This window comes from Ornithinibacillus halophilus (assembly GCF_900129485.1).
Taxonomy (GTDB): domain Bacteria; phylum Bacillota; class Bacilli; order Bacillales; family Amphibacillaceae; genus Ornithinibacillus; species Ornithinibacillus halophilus.
Window position 1 is genome coordinate 1 of the sequence record NZ_FQVW01000065.1, and the last position, 13,195, is coordinate 13,195.

The 13,195-nt window shown below is 35.5% G+C and carries 11 protein-coding genes; 2 read left to right on the forward strand and 9 right to left on the reverse strand.

Annotated features, from left to right (window positions below):
* Window positions 1–1,306: 1,306 nt before the first annotated feature.
* The 7 genes from pepF to BUB12_RS16055 form a co-directional block, all read right to left on the reverse strand.
* Window positions 1,307–3,118 carry an oligoendopeptidase F gene (gene pepF, locus BUB12_RS16025; protein WP_072891919.1) on the reverse strand — a complete coding sequence of 604 codons (1,812 nt, stop codon included), beginning with the start codon at window positions 3,116–3,118 and terminating at the stop codon, window positions 1,307–1,309.
* A 134-nt stretch (window positions 3,119–3,252) separates the two neighbouring features.
* Window positions 3,253–4,425: a competence protein CoiA gene (locus BUB12_RS16030; RefSeq protein WP_072891920.1), complete on the reverse strand. Its 1,173-nt coding sequence runs from the start codon at window positions 4,423–4,425 to the stop codon at window positions 3,253–3,255.
* 91 nt (window positions 4,426–4,516) lie between these two features.
* Window positions 4,517–5,203 (reverse strand): adaptor protein MecA, encoded by a 687-nt coding sequence (gene mecA / locus BUB12_RS16035; protein WP_072891921.1) that lies wholly within the window; start codon window positions 5,201–5,203, stop codon window positions 4,517–4,519.
* Window positions 5,204–5,539: 336 nt separating this feature from the next.
* Entirely contained in the window at window positions 5,540–5,935 is a 396-nt protein-coding gene (gene spxA / locus BUB12_RS16040; RefSeq protein ID WP_072891922.1) for a transcriptional regulator SpxA, read from the reverse strand.
* 635 nt (window positions 5,936–6,570) lie between these two features.
* On the reverse strand, window positions 6,571–7,164 hold the full coding sequence (locus BUB12_RS16045) for a GNAT family N-acetyltransferase (RefSeq protein WP_072891928.1): 594 nt from the start codon (window positions 7,162–7,164) through the stop codon (window positions 6,571–6,573).
* A gap of 219 nt (window positions 7,165–7,383) precedes the next feature.
* Entirely contained in the window at window positions 7,384–8,616 is a 1,233-nt protein-coding gene (locus tag BUB12_RS16050) for a putative glycoside hydrolase (protein ID WP_072891923.1), read from the reverse strand.
* A gap of 292 nt (window positions 8,617–8,908) precedes the next feature.
* Entirely contained in the window at window positions 8,909–9,814 is a 906-nt protein-coding gene (locus BUB12_RS16055) for an SDR family oxidoreductase (protein ID WP_072891924.1), read from the reverse strand.
* 127 nt (window positions 9,815–9,941) lie between these two features.
* On the opposite strand from BUB12_RS16055, the gene BUB12_RS18130 reads away from it, so the two are divergent.
* The gene (locus BUB12_RS18130) at window positions 9,942–10,112 is read left to right on the forward strand and encodes a hypothetical protein (RefSeq protein WP_234982738.1); all 171 of its coding nucleotides are present in this window, start codon (window positions 9,942–9,944) and stop codon (window positions 10,110–10,112) included.
* A 34-nt stretch (window positions 10,113–10,146) separates the two neighbouring features.
* Here BUB12_RS18130 and BUB12_RS16065 read toward each other — a convergent pair whose 3' ends face one another.
* Complete coding sequence (locus BUB12_RS16065; protein ID WP_143155657.1) at window positions 10,147–10,953, reverse strand: MBL fold metallo-hydrolase; 807 nt, start codon at window positions 10,951–10,953, stop codon at window positions 10,147–10,149.
* Between the two features lie 256 nt (window positions 10,954–11,209).
* Here BUB12_RS16065 and BUB12_RS16070 point away from each other — a divergent pair, with 256 nt between their 5' ends.
* Window positions 11,210–11,971, forward strand: coding sequence for a SurA N-terminal domain-containing protein (locus BUB12_RS16070; protein ID WP_072891927.1), 762 nt, complete (start codon window positions 11,210–11,212; stop codon window positions 11,969–11,971).
* A 285-nt stretch (window positions 11,972–12,256) separates the two neighbouring features.
* Here the strand turns inward: BUB12_RS16070 and BUB12_RS16075 are convergent.
* The coding region (locus BUB12_RS16075; RefSeq protein ID WP_234982549.1) for a transposase at window positions 12,257–13,195 on the reverse strand (939 nt) is incomplete at its 5' end.

The following is a 13,195-nucleotide window of genomic DNA, read 5'->3' on the forward strand; positions in this document are numbered from 1 at the left end:
CCAACTTCCTTTTGCTTCCGGCATCGAGACACCTTTTCGATTACCGTAGAACTCAGATCACTTTCGCTTCCGGCATTGAGAAACCTTTTCGATTACCGTAGAACCCCCGATACTTTCTCTTCCGGCATCGAGAGCACCTTTCGATTACCGTAGAACCCAACTTCCTTTCGCTTCCGGCATCGAGACACCTTTTCGATTACCGTAGAACTCCTTTTCCTTTTGCTTCCGGCATCGAGACGGGCTTTCGATTACCGTAGAACCCAACTTCCTTTTGCTTTCGGCATCGAGACACCTTTTCGATTACCGTAGAACCCAACTTCCTTTTGCTTCCGGCATCGAGACACCTTTTCGATTACCGTAGAACCCAACTTCCTTTCGCTTCCGGCATTGAGAACACTCTTCGATTACCGTAGATCTCAGATTCCTTCCGATTCCGGCATCGAGAGTACCTTTCGATTACGGTAGAGCTCAGATCACTTTCGCTTCCGGCATCGAGATCCATCCTCTTAAAAAATACTAGATTTTAAGCAATCTGAAGAAAAAATCACAAAAAAAAAGGATATACGGGGCAGCGTATATCCTTTTACTTCTCACTTCTTTGTATTTAAACAAAGGGGGATGGGAGAAAGTTTCATAATCAAACAAAGGGGTTTTGTTTAAGTGAGTTATCTCACATTTATAATATAACAAGGATAAAAAAATTTATCAATACTTTTGTGCACTCATTCACAAAAAATTCACTTCTAATTCATAGATTAGTAACATATATTGTAAATAAGAATAGTATAATAGTTTCGCCCGCCCTATAATACTAAGAATTGGAGGAGAAAAACTTGCGTGAATTACTTCCCTTCATATTTGTAATCGTGACTTTTTTTGCGATTATCTTAAATATTTTTGGATTGATGCAGTTAATTCCACCATACTTTACACTCCCTATACTCTTTTTCTCCATCTATTTTACGATCTACTCCTTTTCTAATCGAAACGTCTATCGTGGTAGAATGCGTTAATGATCCTCTTAATCTAAGGTTCCCCTATGACGGGAATCTTTTTATTTATAACCACGAAACCTTAAGAAAAGCTTAGTGCGCCCACTTTGCGACGTACGGACTGGACGGAGGCGAAAGAAGTCTTGTGCTTGTGCCTGCGGTTACTCGGCACAAAGGCCAGAGAAGTAATTCTATGTAGTCCTTCGCTAGTCACAGACTTTCGGAGCTAGGCATCTCTGAAATTATTCTTTTCTTTCAAAGAAAACCACAGGCCTCATCTATGACCTGTGGTTTTCTCCATTCAAAGGCAAAAATTATCCTAACAATAATTTTTCCATTTCATTTAGTTTTTCTTCAAATACATCAAGTGCATCTAGAATTGGCTGTTTACTTGTCATGTCTACGCCAGCTTTTTTCAGTACTTCAATTGGATAATCACTGCTACCTGCTTTTAAGAATCCTAGGTAACGATCAACTGCACCTTCTTCACCAGATAGGATTTTGTTCGCTAATGCAGTTGCAGCTGAGTAACCTGTTGCATACTGATAAACATAGTAATTGTAGTAGAAGTGAGGAATTCTTGCCCACTCTAGACCAATTTCTTCATCAGATACTACATCATCACCGAAGTATTTTTTATTTAAGTTATAGTAAATTTCAGTTAGTTTGTCAGCTGTTAATGCTTCCCCATTTTGAGCGCGTTTATGAATGTCATGCTCAAACTCAGCAAACATTGTTTGACGGAATACTGTACCACGGAATCCTTCTAGGAAGTGGTTAAGTAGATATAATTTTTCTTTTTCATCATCAACATGGTTTAACATATAATCGTTTAAAATTGCTTCGTTAGCAGTTGATGCTACTTCTGCAACGAAAATAGAGTAGTTTCCATAACGATATGGTTGATGTTTTCTTGTATAGTAACTGTGAACTGAGTGACCTAACTCATGTACTAACGTAAATAAGTTGTTCACATTGTCTTGCCAGTTTAATAAAATATATGGGTTTGTTCCGTACGTACCAGAAGAATAAGCACCACTGCGTTTCCCTTTATTCTCTTCTACGTCGATCCAACGATTTTCATAGCTTTCTTTTACTATATCAACATATTCACTACCCAATGGTTGAAGCGCATTGACAACGTGCTCTTGTGCCTCTTCATAAGGGATTTTCATGTCAACGTCTTTTACTAATGGTGTATACATATCGTACATGTGTAACTCGTCGACACCAAGTACTTTTTTACGTAATGTCGCATAGCGATGCAATAATGGTAATTTCTCATTCACTGCATCGACTAAGTTATCGTAAACCTGCTCTGGGATATTATTATTATCTAAAGCTGATTGTCTAGCTGAATCATATTGACGTACTTTTGCGTTAAAGTTATGCGTTTTAACAGCACCACTTAAAGTAGAAGCAAACGTATTTTTGAATTCTCCATATCTTGAATACATTGCTTTAAAAGCTTCCTCACGAACACGACGATCTTTAGACTCAAGGAACCCAACATAACGACCATGTGTTAAATCAACCTCTTCCCCTTCTTCATTTTTCACTGAAGGGAAGGTTAAATCAGCATTGTTTAACATACCAAAAGTTTGAGATGCTGTTGAAAGTGCCTCAGAAGCTTCTGCTAGTAACACTTCTTCTTTTTCACTTAATACGTGTGCACGTTGACGGTTAATCTCATTTAACGTATGCTCATACGCTTTTAAGTCTTCATTTTCTTCAATAAAGCCTTTTAGTTTATCTTCATCCATGGAAAGAATTTCTGGTACAAGATAACTCATTGAACTAGAAGCTTGAGTTAAAACATTCTCTGCTTTCGCATTCAACGCTTGGTAAAATGAATTTGTTGTATCTTGGTCATAACGCATGTGAGCATATGTATATAATTTTCCTAAACGCTCCGAAAGCTCATCCTGAAGCTTTAACACCTCATATAATGTTGCAGAAGAATCACTTAATTTTCCTTGGTAAGTTGTAACCTGTGGAATATCAGCTTTCAAACTCTCTAATTCTTTTTCCCACTCTTCATCCGTAGCAAAAATATCTTCTAATCTCCAGGTTTTTTCTACGGGTACCTCACTTCTTTTTTGAAGCTCCTTTGTTGCTTTAGCCACAAAAACTCCTCCTTTTTCTTTCTATACATCTAATTTTTCATTCTTTAATAATGAAAAATAATTCATGTATAACCAAAATTATACACCTTTTATTTAGTATAACGAAATATCTATGAATCATGCTCGTAATTTGCTTAAAAAGTTAAGATTAATTGGTTCATTAATTGTTCATCCCCACGTATCGCTTCTTCTACATTTTTATAAAAATCAAAGTCACGAAGCTTCCGGTAACGGTACTTATCTACTTTTTCAATAAACTTAAGCTGGTATAAATAGTGAAGGTATTCTGCAATTGGATTATTAACGAAGGATATTAGAGTGTACTGGGACTGATCATTATAATATTTTTGAAATCCTTTTGCTAAATGGAGGATATGAAAAGTAGCACCTATAGAAAGAGGATGGATCCAGTCTAAACAAATTCTACTTTGCCAGTTCCAAGGAGGTATATTTATGACGTATTGGGTGGAAATAGGAAGATAAATGATAGAAGGAAGATAATCTTTGTGGGTTCCTTTTTGGTACAACCAACGTAGCCACTGCAACTCAGCACCGGAACGAGCCTGATTTGGCCGCAAACGAAATTGACGTTTCAACACTCTCCACTCATGAAATAATACAGGCTTCTCAAAAAATAGTGGAATAAACAATTCCGTCAATCGAATAGATGCTAATTTTTTAAATGTTAATCTAGCCATTGCTTGTGTTTGTTTTGTTAACCATAAATCTTGGGCAGTTGTAAATAGAGTGGTATTGGGATCAAAAAAGTAAAGAGTGAGAGGTCTTGAAGGGTGAAACTGATGCATTAGATGAAGAATAAAATCATTCACACGTATTTTATGTTTGCCTTGACGTTGAAAGTGGTTCGCACCTAATATCCAAATTGGCGTGATTCCAGCTTTCTTGTATGCAGCGTTTCGTTTTTGAATCTCCGTGATCGGTATTCGTGCACATTGATATTCAATTGCTATCTTTTTTTGATTAATTATTAATAAAATATCTGCTCGTTGCCTAATTTCTGGGATATAAGCTTCTAATTGTGCATTCATTTTCTGTTGAAGTAACCATTTGTAAAGTAGTAATTTTCCTTGTTCGTGATACGCCCCTTCTCCCCCTTCATTTGAAGGACAGTGACTATTACTATGATGGGCAAAATGAGGAATCATCTTCATCCCTGCTTTAATAATGACACGCTCCTGACATACGGGACAGAAAAAAGTAGTCTTCTTTCTTAATTGATAAATTTCATTTCTAGTTAAATTAGCAAGCGTTGTTAACCTTCCAGCTTGTGATTTGGCTTGCAGCATATTTTACCATCACCTCCACTCTTTATATTCTCTATAAAGAGTGGATTTCCTGCTTAAATTGTAAAAAAAAAGATACCCATAGATTAGGTATCTAAACGTTTGCTGGAAAATAAGATCGTACTTGTTTAAAAGTAGTTGATTCAAAGATTTTTTTGCCATATTCTTCTAATACGTGAATCGTTTTATCTGAATCCTCAGCATACTCAAGCACTCGACTGATAATATCTTCTTGAACATCTTCATCAATGGTTGCTTCCGTAAATTCTAGATATAGATAATAATCATCTTGATAGTGATACAAAGTTTCCTCAATCATATCAACATCGCCTTGGAAAGAATGACTTAATTGAATCACATCTTCAAATTCATTGAACTTCACGATAATCCATAGATTTGAATCATCATCTTCTAATAATTCTTCTGTGTGAAGGTCTTTTCCAAACTTTTCTTCCAAGATGTTTTCCACTTTTTCATCGACTGGAATATCAATTGTATTTCCATCTTCGGTTGGTAGTTCTAGGTTATCACCATTTTTAGAAAGTTGAGCTTTCGTTACGATGATCTCTAGTCCTTTTTCCATTGCCTGTACTTGAATCCATAATGGTCCTTCGACATGGAAGTCTTCTTTATAATTTACTTCGTCCATCATTTGCCAAAATAGTTGTTCACTTCGTTCGCGATTATACCAGATTTCTTCTCGTTCAAAGCCACGATCTTCAATATCTACGTAAGAAATATAGAATTTCACCGTATTCTCATTAATTCTCTCTATTTCCATTGTCCATTCTCTCCCTTCTTTTGGAATTCGAGGAAGGTTACATTAATTAGTACCTACATTAGTCGGCGTTGTCATAGACGAAAAGAAAAAATTCTCGTTTAATTTGCCATAATCAATACCTTGTAAGGGTTGATTAATATTTCTTATATTTATTGTATGATAGCATATTACCTTTTGAAAATTAATATGCCTATATATTATTTAAAATATTATTCTAACCTATATTTCCTAATTTGTCATTCTTAAAATCATATTAATTTTAAAGAAGGAAAAGCGTAGACTTGTATGCCATGTCCACGCTTTTATCTTTTCTTTGAGTATTATCCCAAAAAGTATTTAGTTAACTAGGCGTTGAGCTTCGCGTAGTTGAAAAGTACGTACTGTTCTCGGTAAAAACCTACGAATCTCATCTTCATTATACCCAACTTGAAGACGTTTTTCATCCAAGATAATTGGACGTCTTAATAATCCAGGATTTGTTTGAATTAACTGATACAACTCTTTAAGAGGAAGCTGTTCAATATTAACATCCAATTTTTGAAATACCTTAGATCTAGTTGATATTATCTCATCTGTGCCATCTTCAGTCATACGTAATATTTCCTTTATCTCATCCAATGTCAATGGATCGGAAAATATATTTCGTTCTTTAAATGGAATATCATGCTCTTCAAGCCATGCTTTTGCTTTCCTGCAAGATGTACAACTTGGTGAGGTATAAAGTGTTACCATGTACTTCACTCCTCAATCTTATGTTTATCTCATTTCATAAACATTTAATTACTTATTAAATTAAAATAAGTTTAAATAACCTATATGTATAAGTATACTATACTTGTCAAGCAAAAGGTAGAGGATTCGCAAGAAAAATTGGTTATTTTCATGATGTTCACAAAATGTTTTCATTTACTTGTAACATACCCTTATTCCTTTTCAATTAAACATTATATTTGAAAAAACTTTCCAATTCTGTGCCCTAAGTCACATTGGTGAATATTAGCGTTTATTGCAGAAAGAGGTGTTGTGGAAGCCCCTCGATTACCTGTGGATTCCTTTTCTGGCTTAAAGGGCATCGAGATGTGCTATCGATTACCGTAGACTCCTCAATCCTTACTCTTCCGGCAGCGAGACGACTCCTCGATTACCGTAGACTCCTCAATCTCTACTCTTCCGGCATCGAGACACCTTTTCGATTACCGGAGACTCCTCAATCCCTACTCTTCCGGCATCGAGACGCTTTATCGATTACCGTAGACTCCTCAACCTTTACTCTTCCGGCATTGAGAACCCCATCCTTAACCTAACCCCCCCACCATAAGAAACACAGAAAACCAAGCTCACTCCAAAGTGGGCTTGGTTCCACATTCTTACATATTCTTAGTAGCACTCAACGTATCTAATATATCCTCAGCATCTCGGTCCTCATCATACACCAGTACTTCATCAACTGGTTGGTAGGACTTGCCGTATAATTCTTCGTCTTTGTACGTATGAATATTTTCATACATCTTCTTCATTTGCTCATAGATCATTTCTTCTGATTCATCATTTGGAGACCAGTATAAAATCTCCATTTTATTTTCCTCATTTGTTGCTAATGAGCGACGATTATAACCAATGGACTGTGCGTGTGTAAAGCCTTCTCTTTTATAAAAATGGAGTCTTTTTGCAGTGTCTGTATCCTCATAATCAACAGGTTCCACTTCTAAGATGATTGGTTTATTTCTCTTTTTTAATTTCTCAATTAATTTATGGCCAATACCTTGTCCTCTAGCTTTTGATGAAACCCATACATAATCAATGAAGATAAATGTTTCAAACTCAGCATACATCATTACATGAAGTGGGCTTTCATCCTTGTGATATACGTCCCCTTTCTCTTTTAAAAGCAACTCCATATGTTCTTTTGATTTCATTTCTTCAATAGGGAAGTATTCATTTAATTTTTCGTACCAATTTATCATTGATCTACTCCTTTTATTTGTTGAGAAGGAAATGAAAACAATTTTCCTCCTAAAGCTTTAAAAATTGCCTGAATTTAATCGACACATCCAATTATAATCGCAATATTATTTTTTGTTAAACGCATCATTAGTATGCATAGTGTACGAATGAATAGTAAAACGAAAAAAAGCAGAACTTAGTAACTAAGTTCCACTTTTTTAAACTTTAATCGTAAATTATGGAGTATAATCAACATTTTCCGAATAAGTGTTGCCTGCGTTCCATAATAAGAATTCATAAATCCCATTATCTTGTAGTGCTTTTATTTGAGCTTCCACTTCTGCTTTGCCATATTGCTGAGGCGCTACCCCAGTACCTGAATAAATCCAAGGTGCTTCAAAGTCCTGAATCCAAGGACGTGACACAGGTCGATTTTCTAATTGGTCTAATACTTCATTTTCTACTTTTGCATATTCGTCTGTTAAACGGTATGGCTCTTTATCAGGAATCGGAATATCAAAGTAATGATTAGACCAGTGACTAGGATAAATCATTGAAGATATAACATCGACATTCTCAGAAATCTTCATGAAGTTCTGACCAATCCCAGGTGTTTCTGTACCTTCTAGAGTTACAGAATATCCAAAAATATCAACGGAGACATCAACATCATAATATTCTAATTCGGATTTTGCATATTTAACAAAATCAGTTACTGCTTCTACACGACGTTTTAGGTTAGATAAATCTGAATCTGCATATTTTCCTTGCGAATAGGATAAGACATCATCTTTACGTTCAAATCCTTCAGGGAAACGTACATAATCAAACTGTATTTCTTGGAAACCTAATTCTGCAGCAAGTTTTGCGATTTCAACATTGTATTCCCAAACTTCTTCCATAAACGGGTTAACGAATGCTTCCTCTCGTCCATTCACCCAAACATTACCATTTTCAGTAAATGAGAGATCTGGTCGTTTATGTCCTAAGACACTATCTTTAAATACAACAACACGTGCTATTGGATAGATTTCATTTTCTTCTAACACTTTAATTGTTTCTTTAATATCTTTTATATAATTTTGGCCGATATCTGCAAATGGAGAATCTTCACCAGGTTTAAACGTTAAATATCCATGATCATCTTTAATATCAATAACCATTGCATTTAAGTCTGAGTTATTAACTAAATCGACTAATGTTTCGAAACGACTTCCTCCAGCAGAGTGCCCAGTAACATAAACTCCTCGAACAGCATCCGGATACTCAAAGTTGTGCCCAGAATCGAATACAAACCGCTTGTGTTCCACATCTTCATTTATTTCTTCAACATTTGTTGTTCTTTCTTTATGCATATTAGCTGTTAGTTCTTCTTCCCCACTACTTTTTTCTGGAATGACAAACGGTAATGCAATAATGAGTAGGAGTACACTTACAAATGCAATAATCTTCAGCTGTTTAGACTTCATACCTACCAATCTCCTATTCTTAATTTTAAAGATGCATTCTTAAAGCTTACTAGACTCTCTTTATGCAAACTCTTTGAATCTATTATATAGCAGATTGTGTAGAATTTGAATGGTAATTAGTAGATTTTGTCGCTTTTTTTATAAAACATAAAGTCCCTATCTAATACTTATGTAATCATTGTGTAATAATTACACATAAAGACAAGCACTATTGAAAGAAGATTATTCAACTTGGCTGTTTACCAGAGATTTGTAAAAGGACTTCACTAGAATTTAGAAGTCCTTTAAATGGTTAACCGAAAATTTGCCCTCCATTAACATGTAATGTTTGACCAGTGACAAAACGAGAGTCATCCGATGCAAGGTAGACAAAGGTTGGTGCTATTTCGAATGGTTGCCCTTGACGTTCCATTGGATTATTGGCAAGAGTCACCTGATCCGCAGAAAAACTTGCAGGAATAAGCGGTGTCCAAAATTTACCTGGTGCGATAGCATTTACACGAATACCTTTTTTAACTAAACTATTCGCCAACGCTCGAGTAAAACCAATATTTGCGGCTTTCGTTGCTGTATAATCAATCAGTTGATCATTTCCTTCAAATGCAACAACTGAAGCTGTATTAATTATGGAAGCACCTGCTTTTAAATGTTTAAGAGCAGCTCTTGTTGTATAAAAATGAGAATAAATATTCACTTTAAATGTATCATCAAACTGTTCATCCGTTATATCTTCCAAATTTAATTGCTGAAATTGAATCCCTACATGATTACATAAAATATCAAGCTTCTCAAAATGTTGAACGGTTTCTTCAACAATCGCCTTACACTGCTTCTTATTTCTTAAATCTCCCGGCAGTAACAAACACCGTTGACCGAGCTCTTCAATTCTATTTTTTGTTCGTTTGGCATCCTCATGTTCATCTAGGTATGAAATTGCAACATCGGCGCCCTCTTTTGCAAAAGCAATCGCAGCTGCTGCCCCCATCCCACTGTCTCCACCAGTAATCAGTGCCACTTTATTTTTTAACTTACCGCTTCCTTTATAATTTGGATTTTCCACAATAGGCCTTGGTACCATCAAACTTTCTACTCCGGGCTGACGATACTGCCTCTGTTCTGGAACCGTTAATGGTACCTCTTCAAATTGCGTAATTTTTCCGTAATTCGGGTGCATTGGATAATTAGAATCTGTTGTCATGAAAGGACCCCCTAAAAATATTCAAGTTGGAATACTTTATGAAACATAGGCGAAGGCCGTGAATGGAGAGTCATTATTTCAAGAGGTGCATATGCTAATAATTAACCTATTTGATGGAGGGATTACCTTGAAGAATTACTATAACCCAGAAGTAAAATATTTGTTACTACCGAAGTCCGATAAAAAAGAGTCCATTCTATATAATAAAAATGAAAAGTCGTGGGACGTTCCTGCAATTGGTCCGAGACCACCCTATTATACGAATCCGATATACAAACCCTATTATCCTAGCATTTAAAAAGGTTCTCGAAATACTCCGAGAACCTAATGTATTACCTATTCATCATGATCGAGCGAATTATATGAATGGAATCCCATTCACCAAAAGAGAAATAACGAATTGGATATTTCTTCTTAAATAACTGCTTCTGAATCTCCTTTTCGTTATATCCTTCCTTTTGCAAGTTCAAGATGCTATCTTGTAACTCTTTTAAATAGCTTAATTTTTTCATTAATGCTTGACGTCCATTTTTTACATATCCTGCATGGCAGCAAAACATTTCGTCAAAATCATAGGTTAACACATGTTCTATGGAATGAATGATAGTTGGAACACTCTCATCTCTTAATATGACCTTCGTCTGTGGTTGAACATATAAATCCCCGGAGAAAAGTTGCCCCGTTTCTCTATTTAAAAAAGATAAATGATCATCTGAATGACCTGGCGTTTGAATTACATCCCATGTTGCTGAATTTGACTCAAACGTTTCTCCAATTGGTTCAGCACGAAAGGGTTGCCTTTTCCCCCAGAAAAATTTGCGATAAAAGGGATAATCTGCTTTTTCAGTGCATTCATCCAATGTCAGTTGGTTCATAAATACAGGTAGGCCATACTCCTTTTGTAAATATGCTGCTCCCCCAACATGATCTTCATGAAAATGTGTAACCACCACTTTGTCACTGTTTGACTCTGCAAAAAATGGCTTGAATTTTTCCAATAACCGTGGTGCTCCAGTATCAATCAATACACCATCGACATCAAAACAATGGACATTTAGTTTGACACTCGAAAAAGAAACAAAACCATTTATATATCGAACATTATTAACTTCACCAGTTGAAGCTTTCGTTTGAATCATGTTTCTAACCTCCAAGGTAGTACTGTTATTATGATACCATAAAATGAATGGTTATTCATTCACCTGTACTATCATTTTTCCATACTTTTTACACATTTAACTAATATTGCATTCACTAATTGGACAAACTCACTTATAACAAGGGTTGTAGGATGTTAAAAGGTAACCTATCGTTCTATTCCTAACTAGTAATGCCTTTACATATGATGTGTATTTGTTATAATTGCCACCACGGTGTATGAAAGGAGAAATGGATATGAACAAAAAATGGCTATTAAGTATGTCCCTATTAATATTAATTACTGTTTTAGGTGCTTGTAACGATGATAGTAACAATAGTAACAACAATGAACAACAAGATACGAACAACAATAGTGAAGAAAATACTGAGCAAGAGGCAGCTCCTCAGCCTGATTTAGAGGGAGTTCCAGATGTTGTTGCTGAAGTAAATGGTGAAGAAATCTCTAAAGAAGATTTTGTATCCATTTATACAGGTCAGTTCCAACAAGCTTTAATGCAAGCACAAATGACTGGACAAGATGTTGATCAAGATGAACTAAAAGGACAAGTTGCTGATGCTTTAATTGGACAACAACTAGTAATTCAAGAAGCTGAAAATAGTGGATTTGAAGCGTCTGATGAGGCAATTGATGAAACATTAAATCGTCTAGCACAGCAAAATGGGCTTGAATCAAAAGAGGCTTTTCTTACTGCTTTAGAAGAGCAAGGAGTATCTGAAGAAGAAGTCTATTCTCAAATTGAAATGCAAGTAAAAGTAGATGAATTAATTGCTAGCAAGTCAGGCGACCTTGAACCTACTGAAGAAGAGCTTCAAGAATCATATGACGCGTATGCTGAACAATTAAAACAATATGGTGGAGAAGATGTAGAGGTCCCATCATTTGAAGACATGAAAGCAAATTTAACTGAACAAGTGAAGTCCCAAAAAATGAATGAAACGTATCAAGTGATTGTCGAAGAACTAAAGGAAAGTGCAGAAATTACGAATCACTTGTAATAGGACAGGCTGGGACAATAGTATTTTAGATACATCAAAATCCGATCAGAATTTGGTCGGATTTTTTGAATCTACGAGTGAATTATTAGTGGTTGCGTGAACCCTATCGTTACGGAAAATACACTTCGCTTTCCACGGGCGGCTGGTGAGCCTCCTCGGACTTTCGTGAGGGCACTGAAGAACTTACTGTAAAAAAATTATATACGTTTATTAAGTCATAAAAAAACGAAGAAATAAAAATTCGAGTACTTTTATCTAAAAATACAGATTAAAAGTACTCAATTTTTACCCTTTTTTACCTTCTTTTTCATTCATCAACTTTATAATTCGCTTCATATTAACTGCAAATATAGTAGTTGCCCCTTGAATTTGCATACCAAATAAACCTGAGCTTTTGGCTTGCTTAAAACCGTGCCGGTTTTTGAGTTCGCTGTTTTTTGCTTCAATTTTATAACGATTTTTTGCGAGTTCTTTAAACTCATCTGTGTTTTGAAAAGCTTCGTGTTCTGTGTGTTCAGTTGACTTAATTGTTACACAATATGTTTTAGATTTTGCTCCTTCTTTATAACAACCATCTCTTAATGGGCATGTCTTGCATATATTCACATCAAAGTGGTATCTCATTTGATCATTACGGTCTTTTTTCTTCTTTATACTTTTCCTTTTTGCCAAATGCCCTGCAGGGCATACAAATAAACCAGCATCCTTATTAAAACTAAATTCATCCTCTTTCTTTCTTGTGCCATTTGTAATAATTGGGTGTAATTTTGATATAAGATTAAAATTATCCTTCGCATAATTCAGATTATCTGTTCCAGAATAGGCTGTATCTCCTACGACTGTATCTATTTCCATACCATTGTCTACACTATTCTCTACGAGTTCTTCCAGGTATTGGCCATCACCTTTCTCACCAGAGGTAATCAAGGCAGCTGTTATTATACGCTCATCTGACATGGCGATATGTGTTTTGTATCCATGAAAAGAGTAGTCTACTGATTTGTGACCTGTACATGCATCCGGGTCTTCTGAATATAATTGTTGTTCATGGTAATCCTCTATTACTTCCTTTAGGACATTTATCCGTTCTTTTATAGATGGAATTTTAGTGAGTGATGATTGTTCTTCAATGGTTTTTAATAATTTTTTACAATATTTCATTTCATCTTCTGCTTCATTTGTTGATGGTTTTTTTGGAAACTTTTCCTTCATAGACTCATCATA